At 55.6% G+C, this 26927-nt stretch carries 13 protein-coding genes, 1 tRNA gene, 4 rRNA genes and 4 pseudogenes; 7 read left to right on the plus strand and 15 right to left on the minus strand.

Annotated elements, in window-relative coordinates; translation table 11 throughout:
- Positions 1-421 precede the first annotated feature (421 nt).
- Positions 422-1776: pseudogene (locus K6I40_RS04470) on the minus strand (sulfatase).
- A gap of 189 nt (positions 1777-1965) precedes the next feature.
- Between K6I40_RS04470 and K6I40_RS04475 the strand changes: the two are divergent.
- The 3 genes from K6I40_RS04475 (at position 1966) to K6I40_RS04485 (ending at position 3620) form a co-directional block, all read left to right on the plus strand.
- On the plus strand, positions 1966-2115 hold the full coding sequence (locus tag K6I40_RS04475) for a hypothetical protein (RefSeq protein ID WP_222914423.1): 150 nt from the start codon (positions 1966-1968) through the stop codon (positions 2113-2115).
- Between the two features lie 94 nt (positions 2116-2209).
- On the plus strand, positions 2210-3040 hold the full coding sequence (locus K6I40_RS04480; protein ID WP_222914424.1) for an alpha/beta hydrolase: 831 nt from the start codon (positions 2210-2212) through the stop codon (positions 3038-3040).
- Between the two features lie 199 nt (positions 3041-3239).
- Positions 3240-3620, plus strand: coding sequence for a DUF302 domain-containing protein (locus K6I40_RS04485; RefSeq protein ID WP_222914426.1), 381 nt, complete (start codon positions 3240-3242; stop codon positions 3618-3620).
- A 138-nt stretch (positions 3621-3758) separates the two neighbouring features.
- On the opposite strand, the gene K6I40_RS04490 is transcribed toward K6I40_RS04485, so the two are convergent.
- On the minus strand, positions 3759-4823 hold the full coding sequence (locus K6I40_RS04490) for an NAD(P)/FAD-dependent oxidoreductase (RefSeq protein WP_222914428.1): 1065 nt from the start codon (positions 4821-4823) through the stop codon (positions 3759-3761).
- Between the two features lie 414 nt (positions 4824-5237).
- Between K6I40_RS04490 and K6I40_RS04495 the strand changes: the two genes are divergently transcribed.
- Positions 5238-5612, plus strand: coding sequence for a helix-turn-helix domain-containing protein (locus K6I40_RS04495; protein WP_222914431.1), 375 nt, complete (start codon positions 5238-5240; stop codon positions 5610-5612).
- Positions 5613-5709: 97 nt separating this feature from the next.
- On the opposite strand, the gene rrf (K6I40_RS04500) is transcribed toward K6I40_RS04495, so the two are convergent.
- From rrf (K6I40_RS04500) to K6I40_RS04540, 9 genes and pseudogenes are all read right to left on the minus strand, one after another.
- Positions 5710-5831 (minus strand): 5S ribosomal RNA (gene rrf, locus K6I40_RS04500).
- 71 nt (positions 5832-5902) lie between these two features.
- Positions 5903-6024: ribosomal RNA gene (gene rrf / locus K6I40_RS04505) — 5S ribosomal RNA — on the minus strand.
- 129 nt (positions 6025-6153) lie between these two features.
- Positions 6154-9073 (minus strand): 23S ribosomal RNA (locus K6I40_RS04510).
- A gap of 219 nt (positions 9074-9292) precedes the next feature.
- Positions 9293-9364 (minus strand) — tRNA-Ala (locus K6I40_RS04515).
- Between the two features lie 143 nt (positions 9365-9507).
- Positions 9508-10981 (minus strand): 16S ribosomal RNA (locus tag K6I40_RS04520).
- Together the 16S, 23S and 5S rRNA genes with 1 tRNA gene alongside form the textbook arrangement of a ribosomal RNA operon.
- Positions 10982-12512: 1531 nt before the next feature.
- On the minus strand, positions 12513-12680 hold the full coding sequence (locus K6I40_RS04525; protein ID WP_255681617.1) for a hypothetical protein: 168 nt from the start codon (positions 12678-12680) through the stop codon (positions 12513-12515).
- 459 nt (positions 12681-13139) lie between these two features.
- On the minus strand, positions 13140-14639 hold the full coding sequence (locus tag K6I40_RS04530) for an AAA family ATPase (protein ID WP_255681618.1): 1500 nt from the start codon (positions 14637-14639) through the stop codon (positions 13140-13142).
- Between the two features lie 358 nt (positions 14640-14997).
- A pseudogene (locus K6I40_RS04535) lies at positions 14998-15585 on the minus strand (IS5 family transposase); the annotation flags it as partial.
- A gap of 65 nt (positions 15586-15650) precedes the next feature.
- Complete coding sequence (locus tag K6I40_RS04540; protein WP_222914434.1) at positions 15651-16151, minus strand: hypothetical protein; 501 nt, start codon at positions 16149-16151, stop codon at positions 15651-15653.
- An 838-nt stretch (positions 16152-16989) separates the two neighbouring features.
- On the opposite strand from K6I40_RS04540, the gene K6I40_RS04545 reads away from it, so the two are divergent.
- Positions 16990-18222: a C39 family peptidase gene (locus K6I40_RS04545; protein ID WP_222914435.1), complete on the plus strand. Its 1233-nt coding sequence runs from the start codon at positions 16990-16992 to the stop codon at positions 18220-18222.
- 1822 nt (positions 18223-20044) lie between these two features.
- Positions 20045-21043: pseudogene (locus K6I40_RS04550) on the plus strand (IS630 family transposase).
- Between the two features lie 933 nt (positions 21044-21976).
- On the opposite strand, the gene K6I40_RS04555 reads toward K6I40_RS04550, so the two are convergent.
- The gene (locus tag K6I40_RS04555) at positions 21977-22750 is read right to left on the minus strand and encodes an IclR family transcriptional regulator (RefSeq protein WP_222914437.1); all 774 of its coding nucleotides are present in this window, start codon (positions 22748-22750) and stop codon (positions 21977-21979) included.
- A gap of 696 nt (positions 22751-23446) precedes the next feature.
- On the opposite strand from K6I40_RS04555, the gene K6I40_RS04560 reads away from it, so the two are divergent.
- A complete protein-coding gene (locus K6I40_RS04560; RefSeq protein ID WP_255681619.1) occupies positions 23447-24025 on the plus strand; it encodes a phosphogluconate dehydrogenase C-terminal domain-containing protein in 579 nt (192 codons plus the stop codon).
- Positions 24026-24227: 202 nt separating this feature from the next.
- Here K6I40_RS04560 and K6I40_RS04565 read toward each other — a convergent pair whose 3' ends face one another.
- The 3 genes and pseudogenes from K6I40_RS04565 to K6I40_RS04570 all read right to left on the minus strand — a co-directional run.
- On the minus strand, positions 24228-25622 hold the full coding sequence (locus K6I40_RS04565; protein ID WP_222914439.1) for a four-carbon acid sugar kinase family protein: 1395 nt from the start codon (positions 25620-25622) through the stop codon (positions 24228-24230).
- Entirely contained in the window at positions 25615-25893 is a 279-nt protein-coding gene (locus tag K6I40_RS28870) for a RuBisCO large subunit C-terminal-like domain-containing protein (RefSeq protein ID WP_345779396.1), read from the minus strand. The genes K6I40_RS04565 and K6I40_RS28870 overlap by 8 nt, the downstream gene beginning before the upstream one ends.
- A pseudogene (locus K6I40_RS04570) lies at positions 25827-26876 on the minus strand (RuBisCO large subunit C-terminal-like domain-containing protein); the annotation flags it as partial. The gene K6I40_RS28870 and the pseudogene K6I40_RS04570, both read right to left, overlap by 67 nt.
- Positions 26877-26927: the final 51 nt, after the last annotated feature.

The raw sequence follows: 26927 nt of genomic DNA on the forward strand, positions 1-26927 counted from the left end.
CAGGAACCCGCGGCAGTTACGTTCGGGTAACCGACTAACTGAGACGTTAGATTACTGTTTATCACCCTGTAGGATAACGTTCCATCCGGAGGCACTCCCCGAACCACGCTCCAGACTCGAGTCACTCGCGACTCGAGAACTGCACCCACCTGCGTTCCTCGTTCGGCATCGCTCTGGGACATGTCATTGCGATCCGACGACGAGGAACACGCGCTGAGCGGACCACAGCTACCGAGACACACCACCAGGGTGCCTCCATTTCTCCACACGACGGCTTCGATACTAGCTTCGCGAGGAATTCGCGGAGTCGCTACTTTGTTTCCGTCTCACTCCGAGCTCGCGTTCCCACTGCTGTTCACCACCGCGTGGGGTTCCGATCTCCGTCGCAGCGAACCTTTCTCCGAACGTTGCGATAGCGATACTACTCGAGCCCAGCGAACATCCGATCGTAGTCGTCGGGACGAACCGGCCCGTCGAGTACTGGATCGTCCGTCTCGCGCATCCATGTTGCGAGCGTCGACGCTAGTTTGGCTCGCACTTGTGCGTATTTCGCTTTGTCGGCGACATTCTCCTGCTCGTGTGGGTCAGATTCGAGGTCGTACAGTTCTTCGTACACCCGCGTCGGCCGCCCGTAGCGGCCCCGGACCTCGCGCCCGGCCAGGCTCGCGTAGACGTCGTTGGGGAGAAACACCCTCGGGTTGTGCCAGAAGTTCCTGATGTACTTGAACCGCTCTGTCCGGACAGCACGAATCGGGTTGTACATTCCGTGCCAGGTGATTTCTGCGAATACGCGGTTGCGAGGGAGTACATCCGGTCATTATCGAGCAGCGGGACCAGACTGTAGCCGTCGATGTCATCCGGTGTCTCGCCCGTAGCGAGGTCGAGAACAGTCGGCAGGATGTCTACATTACTCACTAGCTCCTCGTAGACCGTCCCGCCGTCGATCAGCGGTGGATACCGTGCCAGCAGAAAGGCTTCGATGCCCGGATCGTAGCAGGTCCCCTTCGCTCGAGGGAATGCGATGCCGTGCTCGGTCGTAAACAGCACAAGCGTCTCCTCCTCGAAGCCCGCCGACTCAAGGGAATCGAGGATCGTTCCCAGAGCATCGTCGAGCGCGTACACCATCCCTCGCATGGCTGCGAGATCCTCGCGGATACCTGGCTCGTCGGGCAGGTACCCGGGAACCTCGATCTCGTCGGGGTCGTCCGCGTCGTAGCGATCGCCGTACCCGTAGAGGACGTCGCCCTCCTCCTCGTCCACTTCGTCCATCTCCAGGCGGTGGGCCTCGAAGAACCCCACCGACGCGAAAAACGGAGGCTCGAGACCGCTGTCCAAGTACTGCGAGAGGGTGTCCGCGACGTCCGCCGCGCGGTTGACCGAGTGCAATTCGGGAGCGACGTTCGGAGAGAGGCGACCGGCCGTATGGATCTCGTTGTAACCGATGTCTTCGGGCGACTCCGAAATGTGCTGGAGTCCGAACAGGTGTGTCCCGTAGCCGGCTTCGGACAACCGATGCGAAAGCGTCTGTTCGGTGTCGAGTTCCCATTCGGTATGAGCCAGTCCCAAGAGTCCGTTCACGTGCGGGTAGTAGCCGGTGAAGAGGCTACTGCGGCTCGGCGAACACTGCGGTGCCGTCGTAAAGTGGTTGGCGAACCGGGCGCCCTCATCGGCCAACCGATCGAGGTTCGGCATCTCGATGTCGACGCCGTAGCACCCCACGTATTGGCCGAGATCGTGGCAGTGTATCAGGAGCACGTTCGGCGCATCCATTGTCATTTTCTCCCACGGGAGAAAACGGTTAAAACTGCAGCCGTGTGACGGCGGATTTCGAGAGAAGTAGGTGTCTCAGCGATGGACAAGAAGACAGATACTCGAGAATCGTTACCGCAACATTCTGAAGCCCGAGAGCGTCGTCTGGGACAAGATCGGTGAAACCGTCGAAGAGAACGCAGTTGTCGACAAGCTTTGTCAGCTCCGCGAGGCCGCTCGAGAGGGCAACGTCCCAGTGTTCTACTCCCCGCATACTACGAGGACGCGGAGTACGACGACTGGCAGCACCTCAACGCGATCGACGAGATCATGTCCGACACGCGGATGTTCGACGTCGACACCTAACCGTCAAAAACGAACTCCAGTTGTTTGTTGGTCGTGAGAACGATCGGCGCCTAAGCGGCACAACGCTTTCACCTAACGGACCGTACGACGGCACGTGAACCACGATACCTGGTCCGAGTCACAAGCAGAAACGACCGTCACCGTCGACGGCCACGAGCTGTCGATCGCGTATCGTGACGAAGGCGAGGGCGAGCCCGTCGTGTTTCTCCACGGTATTCCGACGTGGTCGTTTCTCTGGCGGCGGATCACTCCTCAGTTAGCGGATCAGTTTCGGACTATCGTCCCGGATTTCGTCGGCTACGGAAACAGTGATCGGCGCGATACGTTCGACCGCTCAATCCGCGCTCAGGAACAGGCCGTCGCCAACCTCGTCGACCAGCTGGGACTCGAGGAGTTCCACGTCGTCGGTCACGATATCGGTGGTGGCGTCGCGCTCCGGTACGCCGCACAGACGGACGATCGGATCGACAAACTGGTCCTTTCGAACGCGACAGCGTACGGATCTTGGCCGGTCGAGTACATTACCTCGCTGGGGCTCCCGCGGACCCTCGAGATGGATGCTGACGCGTTCCGCGAACGACTCGATCGCGCGTTCGTCGACGGTCTCGAACGAGACGACCTGAATCCGGAGTGGGTTGACGGGATGACAGAGCCGTGGCTCCGAGCTGACGGTCGGCGGGCGTTCGCCCGCGCTGCCGTCGCGACGAACACGAACCATACGACCGAAATTGATTACGATATCATCGACGTCGACCTGTTGTGCCTGTGGGGCACAGCGGATACGGAACAACCCGTCGACGATGGCCGGAGACTCGTCAACGATATCGGTGGCGAGATCGTCGCGCTCGAGGACGCCGGACACTGGGTGACCGAAGACCGGCCGGACGCGTACCGTGACCATCTCGAAGCATTTCTCACTGAGTAGCGTCGGTCGACGCCGTGACAGCGATTACAAATCTGGAGAGTATCGTTCGGGCAGACGACCGGGTCACCATTATAATCCGTGCGGTCGTCGTTCGCGTGATGGTAGCAATTCATCGAGTGACGACGACGGAAGAGAGGGTGTCGGGAACGATGCTCGGCGGCCGCTTGCCGACGGTGGGTCGGACGACTGACTCGTGACCATGGAGAGCGATTCCGATGTCGAGACGTCCGTCAAGCGGGTGAAAGACGCCATCGAGGGGAACGACGACCTCGGCCTGATGGCGGAAGTCGACCACGAGGCCAACGCCGCTTCGGTCGACCGTGACCTCCAGCCGACGACCGTGCTGGTATTCGGGAACCCGGATCTGGGAACGCCGTTGATGCAGTCGGCCCGGACGCTGGCGATCGATCTCCCGCAAAAACTGCTCGTTATGGAACGAGAGGATGGAACGGTCACGGTAACCTACAATGACACGACTTATATCGCGGAACGACACGGCGTCGACAAGCAAGACGACCGCTTAGACACTGCTTCGGATACACTGTCATCGCTGGCCGCTATCGCGGCCGGACGGGAGTAACGAGCCTGTTGCGACTACGGGTTTTGATCAGAGGGGAAAGGGACGCCTTTAGCAGTCACATTCGCCGGTCGTGGCGGCAGTGTACTCCAGCATAGTGAGGTTACGATACTACCTCGAATACCTGTTTGCTGATCACGATCAATCGTCCGCCGTCGAGGCGTGTTCATTCGCCCGACTTCGCAGGCCGGCCGCCATCGCGGGGACGTCACTCGCCGTGACGGGACCATCGGTCTCGAGTTCCCCGAGCGACTTCGGGAACTCGCGGTGTTCCTTATGAATCGCGATTCCAACCTTCGCCCCCTGGCCCATCGCGACGGGGATCTGGTTGTGTCCAGTCGTCAGATCGCCGACCGCGTACAGGCCGCCGACCGACGTTCGGCCGTGATCGTCAACATCGACCATTCCGTCGTTATTTAGATCTGCGCCGAGCGATGCTGCGAGGGCATTGTTGTACTCACTCCCGTACATCGCGAAGCCGCCCGTGTACTGACGGACTGTACCGTCGCCGGGCTCCGTCTGGCTGCCAGTGGGACGTGGTCCCACGCTGTCTGCGAACTCCAAGGCCTCGAGCCAGCCGTCATCGCCGTTCCGGACGCCGGTCACGTCCTCGTGAATGACGTCGACGGGGTGGTGCTTGAGTATCGTCGCAGTCTCGTCGCTCCAGGTCGGTTCGTCACCGCGGAGCAGCAGATCGACGTCGTCGGTGACGTTCAGCACGATCATCGCGACATGGGCAGCGCTCTCGTCGTGGCCCATCATGTAAACCGGCTCGTCGACGAACATGGACGCGTCGCAGTGCAGTCCGCGCCCGGTTCGAGGCAGCGGCGGCTCAGGTCGTCCGTCGGAGAACCCAGTCGCCAAAACGACGCTATCCGCGATGGCCGAACCATCCGTCGTCTCGAGTGCGAACGAGTCGTCGATCCGCTTGACGCCCGTCACGAACTCCTGATGGTAGTCGGCACCGTACGATTGAATCTTCTCGACCGCCGTTTCGAGGAGTTCGTTGCCCGACACTGATTCGGGGGTGCCGATGACGTTGTGCGTGTCCTGCATCATCGCGGCCCGACCCCCGCCCCGGTCGAAGACTGCGGTATCATGTCCGAGTCGCGCCGTGTAGAGGGCGGTTGTCAAGCCGGCGGGACCACCTCCGACCACGGCGACTTCGTATCGGGATTCATTCGAGGTATCAGTGGATGTCGTCATTTTATGGTGACCTATAGTTAGCAATAAACGCTCGCTAACCTGTTGGTCATTCGGTCACCGGTCGGTAACCGGCCTCAGTGCAGGAGCGAAGAAGTAGTCTAAGAACAGAATAGATACTACTAGTAACTAGGTTACAATACGTGACAATATGCCGATTCAGGACTAATTGACCCCTATGGCACTGTCTAGTTACTCGATCTCGACGTATAGAAGTGTTTCAGAGCCTGCTACAGCATTACTGGTGAAATATGAGATTGTCACTGCTTATGAGAAATTTGCTGAAGCAGCCGAATTATCGCTGCTCGTGGAACAGAGTCCCCTATATCAGATCCAATATGGTGATTTTACAGCCGATACCGTCACTTCATCACCTTCCCGTATTGCGGTTTCTCTTATCTAGACAGTGCCACCCCTATGGACGAATCAACACAGCAACTGAAAGTGTGGTGTACAGGCGAAGACTGGTGTCCGATCACCTCCACTGCAACGCTAATCGGCAAGAAGTGGCACACTGTGGTCATTCATCAGCTACTTGCCAACGGTCCGCTTGGGTTCAATGCACTCAAAGAAGAAGTCGGAGGCATCTCCAGTAAGGTTCTCTCGGACGTCCTCGAAGATCTCGAACAAAAGCAACTGATCGACAGAGAGATTGTCAACGAGAAACCAGTCCGAGTCAAGTACTCGCTGACCGACATCGGTGAGTCACTCGAACCAGTCATTCAGGAAATGGCTCATTGGGGAGAAGAACACCTAATGACTGCACCGAACGAAGAGAGTTCAGTTGCGTAACTGTATGGATTATTTGGATGTTATAAGGTTCTACCTGTTGTTTCGCCTCGCTAATAAGAATATTACATAGCGGTCGCTGTGTGAGTGAGAGTATGAGTAGGAGCGGCGAATCGAATTTCCCAGAGGGTCGCCCACTCCAGTACTCACCGAAACGTAGGCGAGCTTATCTTCCGTGTTCGGGATGGGTACGGGAGGTACCTCGCCACTGTGGCCGCTGTAATGCCGATCAGCGGAATCGAACCGCCGTCAGACCACGATCGGTGAAGTTCGACCGTATTGGTCGATATGAGTGGAGGCGGCGAAACGAATTTCCCAGAGGCTCGCGCACTCCAGTACTCACCGTAACGCTGGCGAGCTTATCTTCCGTGTTCGGGATGGGTACGGGAGGTACCTCGCCGCTGTGGCCGCCCTAATGCCGATCAACGGGATCGAACCGTTGCAATACCAATATCGGTGGTGTGTCTAAGACCGTGTATACGTGTAGTCCAGTTTACGTCCGGACCCGTTCTCGCGTCACGGATCCAATGCGATGTAATGTATGAATGTGTGGCTCGATCGATTAGTGCTCGCGGGCTCAACACCTCGTTGCCTTGGTGCGTACACCCCGAGTCTATCGAACTCGTCTTCTACGAGTGATCTCAATGGTATCTCTTTTCCAGGTGGGTTTCGAGCTTAGATGCGTTCAGCTCTTACCCCGTGGTGCGTCGCTGCCCAGCACGTGCCCTTCCGGACAGCTGGTACACGAGTGGCACCCATTCGTAGTTCCTCTCGTACTATACGAACGTTCCCGTCAGATACCGTAACACCCCCAATAGATAGCAGCCGACCTGTCTCACGACGGTCTAAACCCAGCTCACGACCTCCTTTAATAGGCGAACAACCTCACCCTTGCCCGCTTCTGCACGGGCAGGATGGAGGGAACCGACATCGAGGTAGCAAGCCACCCGGTCGATATGTGCTCTTGCGGGTGACGACTCTGTTATCCCTAAGGTAGCTTTTCTGTCAGCAATTGGCCGCATCAAGCAGCCTAATTGGTTCGCTAGACCACGCTTTCGCGTCAGCGTCGATCGTTGTGTTCGACACTGTCAGACTTCCTTTTGCTCTTGCGCTCTTCCCCGAGTCTCCGACTCGGGTGAGGAAATCTTGGGGCGCGCTCGATATCTTTTCAAGCGCGTACCGCCCCAGTCAAACTGCCCGGCTACCAGTGTCCTCCGCCAGGAGTGAGAGTCGCAGTCACCATCGGGTAGTATTTCAATGCTGCCTCGGTGGCCCGCTAGCGCGGGTACCTGTGTAACGGCTCCTACCTATGCTGCACAATGGCGACCACGTCTCAGTGACAGCCTGCAGTAAAGCTCTATAGGGTCTTCGCTTCCCCTTGGGGGTCTCCAGACTCCGCACTGGAACGTACAGTTCACCGGGCCCAACGTTGGGACAGTGGCGCTCTCGTTGATCCATTCATGCAAGCCGCTACTGAAGCGGCAAGGTACTACGCTACCTTAAGAGGGTCATAGTTACCCCCGCCGTTAACAGGTCCTTCGTCCCCTTGTACGGGGTGTTCAGATACCTGCACTGGGCAGGATTCAGTGACCGTACGAGTCCTTGCGGATTTGCGGTCACCTATGTTGTTACTAGACAGTCGGAGCGCCCGAGTCACTGCGACCTGCCTCTTCGCGAGGCAGGCATCCCTTATTGCGAACGTACGGGACTAACTTGCCGAATTCCCTAACGTCGGTTGATCCCGACAGACCTTGGCTTTCGCTGCCATGAGTACCTGTGTCGGATCTCGGTACGAACAGTGTGCTTGCCTTTTCACGGGCTCTAGGTTGGCCTGACTTGCGCGATCCTGCCATTCGTTCGCTTCGTGCCATTACGGCTTCCACGAATTTCGACAGTTCGACTGGGCGAAGGCCCAGCTCAGGCGGCCCCAAAGCGTCGGCTTTGAGTGCACACTGGCATAGGAATATTAACCTATTTCCCTGTTGTCAGCTTCGACTTACGGGCTGACTTAGGACCGGCTAACCCTCAGCTGATAAGCATTGCTGAGGAACCCTTACTCGTTCGGCCGTCGGGGTTCTAACCCGACTAACGCTGCTACTATGACCAGGATTTCGTTACTGAACGGTCCACACGAGTTCTCACCCGTGCTTCCACCCGAACAGAACGCCAACCTACAAGATTGCGGTCTGATCCGCACTGCTAGGTCTCGGTGGTAGACTTGAGCCCCGATCATTTTGGGCGCCTCAAACCTCGGCCGGTAAGCTGTTACGCTTTTCTTGGAGGGTAGCTGCTTCTAAGCTCACCTCCCGGCTGTCTAGGGCTTGAGACCACCTTCGATCGCACTTAGTCTACACTTGGGGACCTTAACCCAGCTCTGGGTTGTCTCCCTCACGGTACACAGGCTTACCCCGTGCACCGGACTCCCTGCGTCAAACGACGTTCATAGGTTCGGAGTTGGACAGGGGGGCGCACTCCTCTCGGAGTGCGGTCCCCCAATCCGTCGCTCTACCCCATGAACTATCTCGGCAGAGGTCATGCTTCGACATGTTTCGGTTGGAACCAGCTGTTTCCGGACTCGATGGGCCTTTCACCCCTAGACGTAGGTCACGAGAGGGTATTGTAGGACACCAACTCTAACAGACTTCCACGTGCCTTTCGGCACGCTTCATCTTGCCCACGCCTAGATCGTCCGGTTTCGGGTCGTGCCCGTTTGACTCCCCGCGCTTGAACACGGTGGCCCTGGTGCAAAGCACTGCGGCCATATCGGTTTCCCTACGCCTTCCTCGATAAGCGAGTTAGACTCGTCAAACAGGCACACTCCCTGGTTCGTTTTTCAAAACGTACGACAGAACACCGGCTTCCCAAACCTCCTACTAGAGGTTCGCACCTCGATCGTTTTGTCCGGGACCTTGTATGCCCTGTCGCTCCATCGCCAACTGATTTCACGCCCTATTGCACCTCCCTTCGTGGGGTGCTTTTCAGCGTTCGCTCACGCTACTTGTTCGCTATCGGTCTTGAGGAGTGTTTAGTCTTCGCGGTCGATGCCCGCGATATTCACGAGGGATATCCAACCCCCGATACTCTGGGACTGACGCACAGCGTACTCGTCGACGGTACGGGACTGTCACCCTGTTTCGTGCTCTATTCCAAGAGACTTCGCGTCGAATTTCTGCTGCTGAGAGTCAGCCCGAACACCACATTGCCCGTGAAGGCTTCGGTTTGGACTGTGTCGCGTTTATTCGCCATTACTAACGACATCGCGTTTGCTTTCTTTTCCTGTCGATACTAAGATGTTTCAATTCTCGACGTTCCCCATTGCGCGAAGCAATTGCGGTGGGGATTCCCATTCGGAAATCCTGAGTTCTTCGCCTCCGTGCGGCTCCCTCAGGCTTATCGCAGCTTGGCACGTCCTTCATCAGCTCTCAAGCCGAGCGATCCACCAGCTGGCACAGTAGCCACGTTCATCGGATCGGCGGTTGCAAAGCAACCACGTAGTGACCCGGGAACGGGTCCAGTGGACGCCTGGACTACACGTACACACGGTCTCATCTGCACGCCGTAGACGCGGCATGCATTAACCCTTCCCACCCGCGTTTACACGGGATGGTGCATCGGTTCTATCGTACTCAATCATCGAGCCGTCTCCCACTTAAGGGGCACGATTCGATGACCAGTACGAGCCATGGACCCACAGGGATTCGAACCCTGGGCATCCTCCTTGCAAAGGAGGCACTCTACCACTGAGCTATGGGCCCACGTCCGCCCACAATGGGCGGACAAAGCGTATCACGTTAGCCTCGGTAGTTCAAAGGTGCCCGATCGGCCATACGGTGGTCGATCGAACGTGGAACCGCAATCCGCTAAGGTGGGTCAGGCGCGACGGCCTGATCCCGATCTGTGGAGGTGATCCAGCCGCAGATTCCCCTACGGCTACCTTGTTACGACTTAAGCCCCCTTGCGGAGCCCAGATTCGACCAACGTTGCGTTGGCCTCATCCGGACCCCACTCGGGTGCTTTGACGGGCGGTGTGTGCAAGGAGCAGGGACGTATTCACCGCGCCCTTCTGAGGCGCGATTACTACCGAATCCAGCTTCATGAGGGCGAGTTTCAGCCCTCAATCCGAACTACGACCGAGTTTCGGAGATTAGCGTCCCCTTTCGGGGTTGCATCCCACTGTCTCGGCCATTGTAGCCCGCGTGTCGCCCAGCACATTCGGGGCATACTGACCTACCGTTGCCCGTTCCTTCCTCCAGTTTGGCACTGGCAGTCCTCTTAATGTACCCAACCACCACAAGGGTGTTGCTGGCAATTAAGGGTGCGGGTCTCGCTCGTTGCCTGACTTAACAGGACGCCTCACGGTACGAGCTGACGGCGGCCATGCACCTCCTCTCAATGGCTCCAGTAAGATCATCAATCTGACCTTCACTGCACATTGTCGATGCTGGTGAGATGTCCGGCGTTGAGTCCAATTAAACCGCAGGCTCCTCCGGTTGTAGTGCTCCCCCGCCAATTCCTTTAAGTTTCATCCTTGCGGACGTACTTCCCAGGCGGTCTGCTTCACGGCTTCCCTACGACACAGCACAGGCTCGTAGCCTGTGCCACATCTAGCAGACATCGTTTACAGCTCGGACTACCCGGGTATCTAATCCGGTTCGTGACCCGAGCTTTCGTCCCTCACCGTCGGATCCGTCTTCCAGAGGCGCTTTCGCCACCGGTGGTCCGTCCAGGATTACGGGATTTCACTCCTACCCCGGACGTACCCCTCTGGTCTTCCGGTCCCAAGCCACACAGTTTCCACCGGACGCCTGCGCGTTAAGCGCGCAGATTTCCCGATAGACTTGCGTGGCCAGCTACGGACGCTTTAGGCCCAATAATAGCGGTCATCACTCGTGCTGCCGGTATTACCGCGGCGGCTGGCACCGGTCTTGCCCAGCACTTATTCTACTACCACCTTACGGTAGTGAAAAGCGAGGACTATATGCCCTCGCACTCGGAGTCCCCTTATCGCACTCGCGTGCAGTGTAAAGGTTTCGCGCCTGCTGCGCCCCGTAGGGCCCGGTATCTTGTCTCAGATACCGTCTCCGGGCTCTTGCTCTCACAACCCGTACCGATTATAGGCACGGTGGGCCGTTACCCCACCGTCTACCTAATCGGCCGCAGCCACATCCTATGGCGCCGTAGCGTTTCAAGTTCACACCACTCCAGGTGGTGAACTCTATTCCGAATTAGCCTCAGTTTCCCGAGGTTATTCGGATCCATAGGGTAGTTTGGCCACGTGTTACTGAGCTATCTGCTACGAGTCTGAACTCGTGCAACTAGCATGGCTAAATCGGACTCCAATAGCAATGACCTCCGGCAGGATCAACCGGAATGCTATATATGTACTCCCCATAGTGGGGAGGGTCTGTTGGCGGTGAATGTTGCAAACACACTCACACATAAATGGTCCACGTTCGATGACACTGGTCGAATGACCAAACGGGCGTCACCGAACTACCAAGGCTAACATCAGATCCCATCTGTACGGCGGACCGCAGGGGTAGGATCCTCATCTCCTTCGGATGTATTCGTACTCCCTCCGGGGTACATAACCCCTTTGGACTCGAACCATCCGAGGTGGCGGAGTGCATCACACACGCCGCCTCCTTCTTCGTATATATACAGAATCGCCGGTCACTACTTAAGGCCTACGAACCACAGGTCCGAAGGTAGGTAGTACCACGCGTACTATGTGGAGGAAACTGAACAGTACGAGGAGGAAGTCAACTCTGAACCGGCCGCGGTCGATGAGTCAACCTCTAAAAGATATCAAGCACCTGCTCTCAAGATTTGGGTCTGAATCACCCCTCCGTCGAATGAACTACTCACCCGTTGGCTGTCGAGGGAACCAGCCGTTCACTCGAGACGGTTTATCGGTCCCAAAGGGTGCGGAGGATTGAATGAAGCTCTCTGCAGAGATGTATGAGGGCAACCAATGGAGCAACAGCGCCACCAGACGCTGAGACGACACAGGTTCTGAGGCGAGAGAGTGCCAAACGACCAACCGCGACACATGCCGAATGCCGAACTGTTCGAGACCCGCTCGAGATCGGACAGGGTATGCTGGCCGGTTCTGCTTGGACAGCTGTGAAGTCCGCTACGGATATATAGCCCGTACGTCGCACAGCCGCTAGCACATCTCGAGTAAACTTGCCCCCTGAAAATGGCCTGTCGAACCAGCAACCGTCATCGCTCCGTTCGTGACGACCACCAGTTACATGACACTGTCGACTCGAGTCACTCGAGCAGAAATGACTCTACCACAACGGCGACATGATCCTCTCTACTGCTCCCACGAGGGACATCACTGCCCTACCACCCACAGAGTATGAATTGTGGTCATTCAACGACTCTTTGGGACAATAGTCGAAGTTAATCCTCTGAGTGAGACATTTCCCAGACCGGCACTGTCTAGTTCTGGATTATTTCAGTTGACGTTTTGTTCGTTGAGAGCTTAATGCGGTCTCTAGCGGGTATCGGAGTTCTTCGAGCGACATGGACCTTGCGACAAGAACACTTCATCGTCTCAAACAGGTTCAACTAGACAGTGCCTCAGAAGCATCCGCGTGAACTCTTCGACCCGGCTTAAGCGCAGAGCTTCGTCGCCGTGCCTCGAGATCCCGCGTGGCCCCCAGGGGGCTTCTACTCGTGACATTCCGGCGGCAGCCACCTGTCAGCAAAGGGCTTCGGCTCCGACATCGCCCACAACAGCCGTGTCCTCGGCCATCCCAGGCTTGGTCGTGTGCGTATCGCCGGTAGCTTTCGGCGGCAACTGCTACGGATTGTCTTTCATTCCGCTGGGGCGGGACGGATGTCCCAAGGGTGGGTACTCCATGCTGAGATGTAAATGTTTCGAACATTTGGTTACCGAATCTTGTTTTTGGCCAGTTCCATCACATCGCTGATCCACTGGGTCAATAGCCGTGTCGCCGGATCGCGATTGATACATCGGCCCTCTTTGTCGAACTCGAGAACCCACTCGTCTTGGCCGTGATTGATAGTGACCGTCTTACCATCGTCCTCGTAGATCAACTCAACGTGGCCGTCGTGGACTCGTCTGCTGGGGCTTTCGGATTGAGGTCGATATCAATCCATCGGCTATCAATAATTGCCGACGTTACATTCTTATCTTCATGATATAGCTGCTTAAAGGTTTCTTCCAATTCTGAAGCCAGTTTGATGTGATAATCGGCGTTCCGGTCAAACAAGCCCCTCCGAAAACCAGCACCTCGTACGAGTAACCTGATATTCAACGATGCTTCTATAACTCGGTGAGAAGACAAACACCCACCATTTTCGAGTTGTGAATGGGGAGGGGTATGACAGTCTATGAAGGAGAAAGTCGATTTTCGCGGTTCACCTACCCCCCGTTTTCGAGTAGTAACGGAAATCCTGACGAATGACACACCCCATTTTCGAGTTGTAACGCACTACTCGGAACACTCACACTCCCCGTTTTCGAGTAGTAAGACAGTGGGAATAGAGTCAAGATCAGTTCTTGGTACGGAACTTCTTCAGCCATTCGCGAACGACGGCGCTGATAGTCGCGTCTTCATGAGCTAAATCAGCGAACCGAGAGTCCTCACGGATCGTCTCCAGAATCGTTTCCGGATCCTCAGAGAGGGAGAAATACATGTGCACTCCTCTCCCCCGGCCCTTACCTCGTCGCTCGAAGTCCAACACACCGTACGTACTCTGCTCAGTTACGTGGTTCACGAAGGTTTCGCGACTGTACTGATCCGCATCCATCGTGTCGGCAATGAATTGGTAAGTCTTGAACGCAGGCCCAGCCGGTATCCACTCTGGATATTCTTTCGCATAGTGGGCAGTGGCTGCCACGGCATAGATGGAGAGTTTCTTCTGAGTCGAAATCCCGCTAATATGGCGGAGCTTCCGATTCTCGGTATATTTCTCTTGGGCCTCACGGACATCAGTCTCGGTGACCGTGTTAGTGCCACACCGCTCGGCCAGTTCACCAGCCCACCTGAGGAGATCGATCGCTTTCCGTGCATCCCCGTGCGTTTGGGAACCGAACGCAGCAACAAGTGGAATGACGTCATCTGCAAGCGATTCCGGTTTGAAAGCATCGTGGCGGTATTTGAGGATACTACGGAGTTGCGTTGCATCATAGTCATCGAAGAAGATGTCATCAGGGTTGTAAGAACTTTGTGCCCGACTGTTGAGGTCTCTCATGAAATCGGCATAGTTAGTGATCGTCGTGAGCGAGATTGGGCCATCAAAATCGGCGAGTTTTCGAGCCCGTGAAAGCTGGTAGATGAGAGAATTGTACTCAGCCTCTTGGTACGGTCCCTCAAGCATATCGATTTCATCGAGAATGAAGATAACGCCGTCATAATGCTCTCGCATTAGCTCGTACAGTCGTTCGAGTTTCTGATCCGTAGAGACGCCGGTTTGGGGAACACCAGGATCAACACCAAGGTCGTCCGCAGCAGCTTTGACTAACCGATAGACAGCACGATCTGCGGTCTTCGGCCCCTCGCAGTTGATGGAGAGGACACCGAACGTCTTTCCTTGCGATTCACATAGTTCGACAATCTGTTTACAGACTGCATGAATGATGAGCGACTTCCCCGTTCCGGAGGGACCACTCAGAAGCATATCCGAAATGCCTTCGTTCTGGAGAACAGGTTTTAGATTGTCAACGACGCGGCTCAACTGGTCATCGCGACCGACGATACGATCCTCATCGATGATAGTATCTGAACGAACCAGATCTTTATTGGCGAAGACCCCACCAGATGACTCAGTTTGAAGCCGTTCCCGAATTGAGATACCACCATCATCGCCGTTTATAGCCTCTTGAGGCGGATTAGTAGTGTCCGAGCCATTCTCGAAAGCCGTTTGCGATGTTGCAGAAGAATCTGCATCCTCGATCACCGAGTCAGGATTCTCTGGATCAGCAGAGGAGGATTCATGATCCTTCTCACCTGATTGATGATCTGAACCGTCTCCACGTCCCTCTCGTCCCATTATGAACCCCCTCGAACTCTGGGTATAAAAATGGACCCTTGTGGAGTTGTAACCGGTCGAAAACAGGTTCTATAACAGCTATAGATAAGTATTCTCTGAGTCAGTCAGATACCGTCTTCGCAATCTATCACCCCCCGTTATCGAGTTGTAACAGATCGGGGGTAGCTTCATCATCGGCTTTCTGACTCGACCCGCACACACACCGTTTTCGACTTGTAAGCTATTGAGAAGAGATAACATATCTCTTCTGACCATCTTATTTTTCAAGTTGTTAGAGCAGGAGGATCAATCTCAGGACCAGAATCGTCAGGGCTTAAATCGATGGCCGTGGTGAATCGCCATACGGCGTTGGATTTGCCTAGCTCACAGCACGCTTGATGTTGTAGACGGCACACATCAGGATGATTTCACGGGACTCACAGTACCAGCTTCGCGCACGCTCGGTGATGCTCGTGCGTGCGCTTGATTACTGAGAAGACGGTTTCAGACAGCGCTCTCTGGACGTAGAGAGCCTCATCGATCCGCACGTTATGCACGTGATCGATGGGGCGGAATTCACGATGTTTGGTCAACGGTCTGACGTCCCCTTCCCGCAGTTTTCCGCGTAATCGTTGCTAGTCGTAGCCTTTGTCTGCGGCGAGGCTGTGCAACTTGCCCGCCACAACGCAGGCGAGTTGCCAGCCGATCTGCGTGTCGTGGCGTTTCCTCGCCGTACAGTGAATGTCAAGAACGGCCTGTGATGCTGTGTCGACGAAAGCGGTGGTTTTGAGCGTCTGAACACGGTAATTGGTGCAGCGGCAGTAGTGTTTGCTGGCGTTTTCACGGTCGAAATCGAAAAACGTCACGTCCATCGCTACATGGCCAGATGACTTGTGCAGCTGCGCGAGAGGCGCAGCAGCACTCGCCAGACCGCCATCTTGATCCTGTCAAACGCCTCCACTAGTGACCTGAACGCCAAAACGTTTGTCAGATAGTACTGAAGTTCATCGAATCGTGCTGACGGAAGCCGGATCACTCGACGGACGGGCCACTCAGCCGGGACAGTGGCCCCTCTGGGAACAACTGAAAGAACACGGCCCGTAACAAGACGAGGGCACCAAGTACCCCTCCAAACAACAGCGCCCAGATCGATGGGGAAACACCGCCCGTTTCCGCCAGATAGTGGATGTACAGGCTTACAACGGCCCACAACAGGGTGAACGCGGCGAGGGTTCCGAGCACGATCGAGGCGAGGATCCGAGTCACCGCCGTGTCACCGGGCTGGATCCGATTGCCGGAACCGAGAACTGTCGAACTGAGTCGGATTCCGTGTGCCAACACACCGACCAGAACGGAAAGGGCGAGGAGACCAGGAACGAGTATCCTTACTGGGAACCAAAGCAATCCGAGGACGGTCTCGAAAAGAATCACGGATTCGTTGACTACCTCGGCCGTCAAGAGGATCGCGAGGACAGCGAGGACGAGTTCGGCTACTCGTCTCCCGACCGGATTATCGAGGTGGAAGGCAAACATGACGTGTCACACACTATTGTTTTAGAAGTAATAAATCTACTGTGGACCGGGGGTCGTCGCCTGTATCGAGCGAGTCGGGTCAATGTCTGTTAGGAGCGTGTCTGTGCTGCACACGTGTCCTCAATTCTATGGAAACGCCGTCTTCGAGTCAGTCGAGCCGGTACTCGAGCTGCCAGCGCTGTGTATCCAGGCGCTTGAACTCGGCGACGAATAGCTCGAGCGCGTCGAGAAGGGCTGCGAGTTCCTAGTCGTCGACCGTCTCCTCGAGTGCTGATAGTCAGTCACGAACGTCGTCAACATCCGGCCGTCTGACGGGTTCACTGGTGGATTCCGATTCTACACTTATTATAGTAGGTCCTACGTTAGATACGAATACAAAGACTGTCCCACCGAATCAGGTTGTCTCGAGTAGACCTACCGATCACAATCAGGACACTGCGTGATCTTGTCCTCGTCGCCAATGTAGAATCGATTGGACGGCCTCGTAAAGACAGCAAGATACCAGAACCCGACGTAGTATAGCGATTCATCAGATCCCATCAGTTATGTCGAGTCGTTCAATCGTCTGATCAGTGGCATTGTGGAGCAGGTGGAGCTTCTCTCCAGCCTGCTCCTCCTTGCGAGCTTTGTACGAGAATAGTGAACTGATACATGATTCTCGATGAGGAGGCGTCTTAGTGCACACTTGCCGCCTCCTCATCCTCTCGAAAAGATGTCTTGATAAGCCGCCGAAGTCACTCGGGCCTTAGCTTAGTTAAAGATATATAGTCGTTACAATTTTCATATAATGATAATTTGAAAATACTTTATAATATTATAACTATAATACCCAGATGTTATGTCTGGTGATACCAATAAACGACGAACCGTTCTGAAAAGAATTGGCGTCCTGTCCGCCGCGCTGGCGACGCCTGTAATGACGGGCTCCGCACTAGGGATAGCCGAGGGCAACTCGACCGCAGTGGAGCGGTCCGATAGAATCTCAGAACCGATAGCACACCTGATAGCGAAGTCTCGTGTCGAACACAACAGCACGCGCAAACAGTTTTCAGACCTCGATCCAGAGGGACTCGCTAAGCCGGAACTGTTCTATTCCGTCTCCGAGACCGGAACGTACAGGCCTGCCGCCTGGGTCTATCCGATTGAAACCGACGGAGAAGAAGTCGGACACGTAGCGGTGAGCGCTCGACCGGACTCACCCGGGATTATCAGGTGCAGCACTGGGGTCGCACCACAGACCCGACTGCGACACAACCGAACGCTCCGAAGCAAGGTTGGACGTGTCAAAGATGGGCCGCGGCTCATATATAACAACCCGATGAGTTTCGGGGTTGAGGTTCCAACGACGAACGTCGCAGGCGCCGAGGCTGCAGAAGATGGGAAGTCGGCGTTCGTCGACCTGAAGCACGGATTAACAGCGTCGATAAACGCTGTTGCGAACCCGGAATCAGCTACACAGACCGACGGAACGTTGACCGTCGATCGAACGACTCTAGAAGAGGCTGAAGAGACATCGTTCAGTTCGCTTTCTACGGAAAGCATCAGTAATGTCCCGAATTGGAACGCACACCGGTGTGGCTCCAATTGGGTCGGCTGTACTCCCGCTGCCTCGTCGATGTGTATTGGGTATCACGAGAACATATCTTCCCGGGACTGTGATCTGATGTGGGAACTTAACGATCATATGGGCACCAACAGCAACGGTGAGACGGTTCCCACGGACTTCGTTAGCGGTATTGAGGATTACGACTCCTCATACAGTGCCTCGAATACTGTATGGGGGCGCCGTTCGAAGATTAAAAATCAGATCGATTCGGGGAACCCCTGTGTACTAAGCCACTGGTTCAACAGTAGCCTTGACAAAAGCGATATAGATGGCGTAGAAGATCTCAAAGACATAGCGGTCGGCCACTCCGAAACGGCCTACGAGTATGAGGAAGACGACAACCCCTGGTATGATCCAACGGAACCCGCGCTGTACGTAACCACTCACGACACGTACGGGAGTGTCAACGAGATCTCCTTGAAGAGTACAACCGTCATGTTCCTCGTGCAGTCGATCGAACCGTAACACACACCGAAAACGAGATCACAATCTTCAGTGCTTCACAAAGCCGTTAGTTGGAAGTCCGCTTGCTGAGTTGTGACCAAACAAACAGCAGAGCAAGCGGGCAGTGAAATCCACAAAGATCAGCTCCTGAACTTTCTCGTCATCAATAGAGCCGGTGAGATGACTTTCTGGGTTACAATGGAAGCGAGAGTGCGATTTTGACCCCTTTAAATTACTACTGAACAAGGGTTTCATAGCCTATTTTGGATAAAGAAAGCATTAGCAACTATGTTAGAGGAACCATCTATTTCTTCATCTAGAGAAGTCCTCTCTTAGTTGTCAATCGTATTCATTGAGCGCTACTTGAATAACTGGGGGGCGATGAGTGAAGTGTTTCCACTTGCTAGCAACTTCTCGCCGCCGATCGAAGTTCTAACAGGCGGAGCAGGCCGAGTGCCTCGGGGCTTGACCCCGAGCGGTTCACACAGCCGTGCGATTCACCAGAGCCGAATCGATACAATTGGAACTACGTGAATGATGCTTTGAGTGAAATGCTTCATGTTGTTCCCCCCGTTTTCGAGTTGTAAGCACCGAAGTCGACGCAGAAGGACTACGCTTGCCGAGGCAGTTCAGGATTGGTAACAATATTGGTCTGCATATGATAACCTCCAAAGCAATGCAGCAATCTTGATCACCTCACCCCTCCCCCTTTTTCGAGTTGTAAACTCGAGACAGAGGGGAAGGAAGAACTACCGAGTAGATGTTCTGATGACTGGTTGGGCCGAATTCCCTTGGCAAAACGTCTGAACGCTTCCTTCTTCTACTTGAAACTAGAAGAGCAAAAGTTTATATAATTCGTGGCCTTACCATACCCGCACTGGGAACAGAAGTTGTATAGAATGTATGAATATAGATAGGAGACGCTGTACAGATATATTATCTCATAATGAAGAATTGTGGCGTATCAAACCTTCTCCTCCCGAGATTAATTAGATACACCTCATCAGTTTGCTTCTCACTTGACCGCCACCACGCAATTTACAACTCGAAAAAGGGGGGAGAGGGTTCTTAGTTCCAGTTCGTTAGATTGACTGTCAAATTTCATCGAGTTCATCGAATGTCTGTCCGGTCCTAGCCGAGGAGAGAGAACGCTCTCGACAGCTTGGATGAGCTGCATCTCGTGTGGCTCTTTCGTCGTCGACGACCACGTTCTCAATATCATATCCTGAATGGACTGTAAGGTCCTGACTGCGAGTACGTTTAAGCGCCCAATGTGGGCGGGAGATCTCAGTTATCTGAACACCACCGGCTGAAGGGCGAGTTATAATTCAGTGCAGACTGGCTAAACCAGTCTGCTTTGACCGATCGGGAGATTTGCTATTGATTCTGACCGGCTCGCTTGCCGATCACTGATCCTCCGAAGTCGGCCACTAAATTGACTCGAGCATGTAACGCTGGAATTTCTGTTCTGTGATTACTGAGTGTGTCATCTGAACATACTGGCTGCGCTGCTCATACCACTGCAACGGATAACAGTAAATTTCATTTAATAACCTTTATGGAAATAGTAGATTTCCCATTCCTCTCCCCGCGAAGAGAAACAATCTGCTTACTGGATATTCTGATCGTCAACTCCTGAATGCGGTCCTCGATCAGCGTGGTCACCACATACTGCTCCTCAAGGTCAACCAGGGCCTCGTTCGCGAAGGTGGCGAACTGGTCGTCGCCGAGTCGGTCAATCTGCGCCTCGAGTTCACCTCGGACGACGTCGTATTCGGGGCTAGCCTACACGAGCATATAGTAACCGTTAGAACTTTTTGCTCATAGATTGTTGCTGAATGTAGTGGATCATCTCGACGAGATCTCTGTCGAGGAATTGCAAAATTCCCTCGACAATGTGGAAGGAAAGAAGCCGACACAACGACTCTTAGCGGCAATAGCGTACAAAAACGGTATCACGCAGACTGAACTAGCCGAGTGGTACGACGTTCAGCGACGGACAATCTATAGCTGGCTCAAGCGACTCGATACTGACGAGTCGCTTGAACAGGCCGTCACTGATGATCACCGATCTGGAAGAAAACGAAAGCTATCAGAAAAGAGCAAGAAAAATTCGAAGAAACTATTCACGGATCACCTGCAGAAGTTGGGTTTGACGCGTCGGCGTGGACGCCGGCGCTCGTCCAGCAGTATCTTGACGAGACGTACGGTGTCGAGTACTCAATCCCAAGTTGCCGGCGGTTGCTCAAAGAGGCGGGATTGAGATATCAAAAACCTCGCCGTACAGCCGCTGGATCTGATGCTGACGAGCAAGAAACGTTCCGCGAGGAACTCAAAAAGAGCGGCGGGAAATGGACGCCACGGTAGTCTGTATCGATCAAACCAAGAAATCGGTTCAAGTTGAGCCGCGTGCCGCGTAGTTTCCCCGCGACATGCGCCCTTCAGTCGAATTATCCGGAAACACGACTGGACGTGCCTCTTGGCAGCGATCACCGAGGACGGTGATCGCTTTTTCTCTCGATTCGAAGAGTACGTTACCACCGATCACGCAAAACATTTCATTCTCGCATTATGCAATGAGCTCGAAGATGACTTGATCGTCGTTCTGGATGGAGCGCCGTACTTTCAAGCGTCGCCCGTCACGGACCTGACGGCCCGTAACGACCTCGCATTCATCACGTTGCCGGCGTATTCGCCGGAACTAAATCTGGTCGAAGAGTGCTGGCGACAACTGCAAACAGCTCTCAGCAACCGGTTCTTCGACTCACTTGGGGAGCTAACAACGGCGATCGATACCGCTCTTAAGCAATTCTCTATACCAAGAATGAGAAACTATTTTTAATCCCTACTATAGTCTGTTTCTCACGTCCCGGCCGCTAACCGACTGCTGTGTTGGTCGAGACAGCGGCGTGTCGTGCCTCCTCTTGACGCTCGGCATCGATTTTTGGAAGCTATTCATCTAGGTAGGCGCTCCTTGTAACCGATATGACAATTGAAATCCCTAATCGGAATATATGGCTGTACATTTCTGCTATTGAGTGAGTGGAATAATGATGGTAATATAAGCGTATAATCGTACCAAGATACCGATAGAGGGAAAAATATGAATTAGTATCGAGAATCAGTGGAAGACCATTTCTAATATAGTGGACTCTTCCTAAGAACAATAGAATTTGACTAATAGCTACTTAGGCGTACATTATATGGGTGAGCGTTTTCGAAACATGGAGGTCGTATTTATGCTCGTGTTGGTCTGGGATCGATATCGTCGATTCCGTCCAAATCGAAGACGGGGTCAGCCGACGCGCGCGACGACGTTGCGAGGAGCTCGAGCGACGGTGCCGTTCGGGTCAAAGAACGCGACTCCCGAGTCAATCGGTGCGGCGTCGGTTCGGAACGATGGTACGGCCGCCAGTACACGAACCGATAGGCGGGTCAGAACGAGACCGGAGCGACATGAGCAGCGCCGAACCGTTCACTTCTCCGCGTGCCCTCGACCAGTGGCGGTTCGAAGATGGGGAGACTCCGCCGCCAGCTGATTACAGACATACAGCTGTAATACTCGGAGCTCGATCACGTTTTGATGTGACTGCGGTAAACACCACGCTTGAGGCGATTCCCGCTCAAAATCGCTGAGTGACACGAGGTGAGACAACTACCGACATGATCTCTAGCACCGCATTTATGATGCTGTTCGTCAACGATCACGGAACTCCGAGCGCAACTAGCGAACCCAGGATCGATTCAATACTCCGAAACCGATCTCCGGAGCCGTTTACAAGTCATGGAACTTGAGTTCCAACTCGAATTCGTTGCCCGTTTCGCGCAGTCGCTGCGTCAGCGCTTCCTTGGATTGTTCGTTCTTAATGCGCTCGATCGGTCCGCCGAGTGCGAGCGCTCCCAGCACTTCGTCTTCCGGCCGAATGGGGACCGCGATTCCGCAGTACCCTTCGACGTGTTCCTCCCAGTTGTACGCATACCCCTGTTCACGGACCTGATCAAGTTCCGCTACTAGCTCTTCTCGATCCGTAATCGTGTGGTCGGTGAGCGCAGGAAGCCCAACCGTGTCGATTATTCTGTCGAGACGTTCCTCGGAGTAGAAGGCAAGAATTGCCTTCCCCGCCGCATTCGCATGGAGATAAATTCGTTTCCCTGGTCGGCTGTCGATCGCCGTGGCGTGTTCACCGGTCGCCGTGTACACGTGGTATCCGAATCCGTTCTCCTCAACGATGAACTGCACTTGTTCGCCCGTCTCTTCCGCGAGCGCTTCGACGAACGATTCGGACAGACGGTTCACTTTCTGCCGGTCGCGAACTCGTCCCCCGATGTAGAGGAACTCTAGGCCGGGATAGTACGTGTCGCCATCTCGAGTGACGTATCTCCGTTTGATGAGTGTGTTCAGGTGGTGGTACACCGTGCTGTTCGCCAGATCCAACTCCTCCGCGATCTCGTGAAGTTTTGCTCCGTTCTCCGTCTGGAGGAACTCCACGATATCGAACGCCGTTTCCGAGGCCCGCACCGTTCGCGTGTCGCTAATATCTGAGACCATAGTCGACTTCCCATTTCTATCGATAAAATAATTCTGGTAATCGTCGCGGTTATACGTATTCTGTGTCCACCCGTTTTCATACCTGAGAGCGACGGGGTACTACCGACTCGAGACGTCCCAGATGGGAACCAACTGTTTGCAATTCTGCCGCGGAGAGTGCCTGTGTTCGGTTCCTCACGCAGCAGTACGGTTAGCGAGGAGGAAAACGGACTATTGTTCTGCAGTATGCGATGCCTCTCGATAGTCGACTTCGGGACGCGGCGTGTCGCGTTTTCCGTCATACTCCGAAAACCGAATCCAGAGGGGGTACCGGTGGCTTTTGCCGGGTGCCCCGTCGCTGTTATCGTTCGGTCAACGGAATCGCTTCTCGCTAATGCGTCATAATCGTGCCGTAGCAGCAATGTTTAACCCATTGGGCAGAGTTGGTAGAAACAGATTAGCAAGCATGACCACTCGAGTCGCTCTTCTGGGAGCCGGCGGAAAGATGGGATGCAGGATCACCGACCGCCTCAAGAATAACTCCAGATACGACATGCGGTACGTGGAACCGAGCGAGCAGGGCCAGGAGAGACTCGCCGAGCAGGGGGTCTCAGCGATCGGGCTCTCGACGGGGCCGAGATCGTTATCATGGCTGTCCCGGACGACCTCATCGGACCCATTTCCGAAGATATAATTCCGAAGATCGATACCGGAACAATGGTCGTTCTCCTAGATCCTGCGGCGGCGTACGCCGACACGCTCTATGAGCGGAATGACACCTCCTATTTCATCACTCATCCCGCTCATCCGTCTATCATCGATGCGAGCTCGGATTTGAGTCGCGAAGACCCGGACTGGTTCGGCGGCCAGGGACGAGAAGAACAGGATATCGTCTGCGCTCTCCATCAGGGACCCGACGAGAACTACGAGCGCGGAGAGGCCCTGGCGCGCGACATCTACGCGCCGGTCCGCCGCGCCCACGAGCTGACGACGGAACAGATGATCTTGCTGGAACCGGCGCTCGTCGAAATGGTGCTCGGTTCGTGTCTGTATGCCGTTCGAGAAGCATACGATCACGTGGTTGAGCAGGGGGTCCCCGAACAGGCAGCGAGAGATTTCCTCTTCGGTCACTTCAGGGTCGAATTGGGGATCGTATTCGGATTTACAGACTTTCCCTTCTCCGACGGGGCACAGGAGATCATTGAGGAGACCAAAGGAGACATCTTCGCGTCCAACTGGAAGGATCAGGTGTTCTCCGAGGACAAACTCGACGAGATCGTGGCTGAAGTGGCGTAGGAACGACGCTCTCTCGCTTCGAGAGCGACGAGCCATTCCTCGAGTTCGATGATTGAAATCCTTCGCGAAAAAGGCGGCGTTCAGAGATGGATACTGTGCGATCACAGTTCTTGTTCAGACAGAGGACAAGAGAACTCGTACCGCGTCTATTCGTTGGCCAACAAGAGGGCTGTTCATCAGAGCCGATGCAACTGGAGCGTAATCAGTCGGTACGGTCTATTCCGCCCTGTCGAACGACCCCGAAGTAATCAAATTCGTCGTTCCTCGTGTGGACTTGCCCTCCTTTAAGCGCGAGTTCTAGACCATCGAATTCCGTCGTCGAGTGGGCTCGGCACAGCGGTCCACCGGGTGCGACCGGTGCGATCGCCTCGAGCGCGTCGAGGTCCAGTTCAGAGATCACGTGGCTGCTTGTGTCCCCGCCGGCGACGCAAGCGCGCGTCACGCCCGATCGCTCGAGGATCTCACGGAACATGATCCCCTGCTGGCGCCCCAGGTACGATTCGAGGCTCTCCTCCGCACCGTGTTCCTCGAACGCCGCCCGCGTGGCGTCGATAGCGGGGTCGTCCGGACCGCGGGCGGAGTAGAGAACGACGCTCTCGCCTTCGTCCAGTACAGCGAGGGCCTCCTCGACTGCGGCGGCCCGTGCGTCGCTCTTCTCGTCCGGGTCGACCAGACGCTCGGTGTCGATCGAAACGAGGCGGAACCCGTGGTCGCTCGCCCAGTCGATCTGCGTCGCCGTCTCTTCGGACGCGCTTCCGGACATGACGGCGATACGGTCCGCCGGCTCTCGCTTCTCGAAGTACGTCGCGTTCCGATCTATCTCTCCGATCTCGTCCCAGTGGCTGACGAGGGCGTGGTGTTCGAGGCCCGAGGAGCCGACTGCGAACAGCTGTCCCGACGTTTCGGTCGCGCGGGTCCACAGAAGGCGCCCGATCGTAGCGAGGTGGTCCGTGTTCAGTGCGTCGAGGACGACGATTTCGTCCTCGTCCTCGCGAATCGTCTCCTCGAGCTCCGTCTCGGCGGCCTCGTAGTCGTCGAGGAACCGTTGGTCGACGCGGCCGATCGGCCGATTCGTCTGCTCCCCAAGATGGCGCCGGAGGTCGCTCTCGTGCATCGGGGTGACTGGATGGTCGCGCATGGTCGGGTGGCGATCGATCCGATACACGTCTCCTCCCTGTTCCGCAAAGAGGTCCGAAAACGCAACGTAGCGTCCGTGCGGGACCTCCGTTCCCTGAGACACGGGAACGAACGGCGAGTCGTACACGTCTTGGGCGATGTCGATCGCAGTACCGATGCTTCCGACCTTTGGCGAGGAATCGAACGTCGAACAGACCTTGTAGTGGACGATCGGAGCGTCCAATTCGGCGAGCGCTTCGAAAACTGGAGGGAGTTCCGATTCCATCTCTTCCGGCGTCATTGTCCGGCTTACACCAGCGACGCCGACAGCGTCGAGGTCATCGAAGCGCTCTAGGTCCTCCGCGGTCGGGGGTGTCATGAAGAGGACAGCCCGAACGCCGTTGTCGGCCAATCCCTCTAGCGCGTCGGTCGATCCCGTAAAGTCGTCTCCGTAGAACGTCAGCAGTAGTTCGTCAGTCATTGTCTCCGTAGTAGTCGATTGCCGTTCGTAATTCTTCGTGTGTCTCTGCGTATTCTTCGAGCGGAATGCCCCGCATCGCAGCCTCCCATCCTTGCTTGAGGTGAGCGACGCCCGCTTGAGGGCCGTTGGGGTGGCCCAGGATACCGCCCCGGCGAGGTACATGAGGTCGGTGTTTCCCAGCGCCTCGTACGTATCGTGCGCTTGCCCGGCCCACTGGCCGGAGGAGAACACAGGCATCACCGCGTCGTCGGTACTGATTGGCGTCTGGCACGCCTCGGCGGACGATATCACCGACTCGTCCGCTTCCGTGAACTTGTTCCGGATCCCGCTTACGTGCAGGTGGTCGACGCCAGCGAGTCGCCAGAACTTCTGCCACGCCTCATAGCTAAATCCCAGCTGTGGACACCGGGAAAGCGCGCCCCAACCGTTCCGGTGCCCGTGTATCGGGAGGTCGGATTCCTCGCGGAGTTTCTTCACTCCGGAGAGACCGACGCTTCTGAGACTCACCATGAGGCAGTTGCCGCCCGCGTCCTTCACCGCCTCGTACCGCTCTACCATTTCGTCGACGCCGCCGGTGATGTTACAGGCGTACATCACCGTCTTCCCGGTCTCCGCTTCGTGGCGGTGGATGGCATCCATCACTGCTTCGATCCGGTCTTTGACTCGAGAGTACGGGGGATCGGCGATGAGTTCGTCGTCCTTGATGAAGTCGACGCCCGCATCGACCAGCGTTTCGACGAGTTCGCCGGTCTCTTCGGGAGAGAGCCCGACGCTGGGCTTGATGATGGTTCCGATGATCGGCTGGTCGTGGACGTCGACGATCTCTCGTGTCCCCTTGATACCGAACTGCGGTCCAGGCTGAGCGGCCGCGAACGAATCCGGAATGGAGAGTTCGACGAGCTGGACACCGGAGAGCTCCTGCAGGACGAACAGGTTCCCGGCGACCATCGTCATGAGGTTCGGAAGCGACGTCCCGATATTCTCCGTGGGAAACGACAGGTCGACCTCCGCTCGGGTGTACTCCGTCGAGTCCTCGATGTCGGGCGGAGCGGCCGACCCTGGAAGGGTCGGCTCGTCTACTGTCTCCAGTTCGGTCACTGCTTCGACTCTCGCACCGTGGCGCTCGGTGAGGTCGTCCGTCTCGGCCGATACCTCGACGAAGGTGCCGGAGGACTGTTCGTTCGCGATCGCCTCCGCCGCTCGCTCGGGGTCGTACGGTGTCTCGATGCGGTATGTTGCGTGGATCCGTGACATATGATTGGTGGGTAGACGTCTGATCGCTCGCTTTTAGTCCGCACCCGTCCG

It is taken from the genome of Natrinema sp. SYSU A 869 (assembly GCF_019879105.1).
In the GTDB taxonomy this organism is placed as follows: domain Archaea; phylum Halobacteriota; class Halobacteria; order Halobacteriales; family Natrialbaceae; genus Natrinema.

Excerpts from the sequence above, each read along its gene's own strand:
- K6I40_RS04560 (WP_255681619.1), top strand. The coding sequence starts at position 23,447 with ATGGTCGTTCTCCTAGATCCTGCGGCGGCGTACGCCGACACGCTCTAT.
- K6I40_RS04495 (WP_222914431.1), top strand. The coding sequence starts at position 5,238 with ATGGACGAATCAACACAGCAACTGAAAGTGTGGTGTACAGGCGAAGAC.
- K6I40_RS04545 (WP_222914435.1), top strand. The coding sequence starts at position 16,990 with ATGTCTGGTGATACCAATAAACGACGAACCGTTCTGAAAAGAATTGGC.
- K6I40_RS04565 (WP_222914439.1), bottom strand. The coding sequence starts at position 25,622 with ATGACTGACGAACTACTGCTGACGTTCTACGGAGACGACTTTACGGGA.
- K6I40_RS04530 (WP_255681618.1), bottom strand. The coding sequence starts at position 14,639 with ATGGGACGAGAGGGACGTGGAGACGGTTCAGATCATCAATCAGGTGAG.
- K6I40_RS04555 (WP_222914437.1), bottom strand. The coding sequence starts at position 22,750 with ATGGTCTCAGATATTAGCGACACGCGAACGGTGCGGGCCTCGGAAACG.
- K6I40_RS04485 (WP_222914426.1), top strand. The coding sequence starts at position 3,240 with ATGGAGAGCGATTCCGATGTCGAGACGTCCGTCAAGCGGGTGAAAGAC.
- K6I40_RS04490 (WP_222914428.1), bottom strand. The coding sequence starts at position 4,823 with ATGACGACATCCACTGATACCTCGAATGAATCCCGATACGAAGTCGCC.
- K6I40_RS04540 (WP_222914434.1), bottom strand. The coding sequence starts at position 16,151 with ATGTTTGCCTTCCACCTCGATAATCCGGTCGGGAGACGAGTAGCCGAA.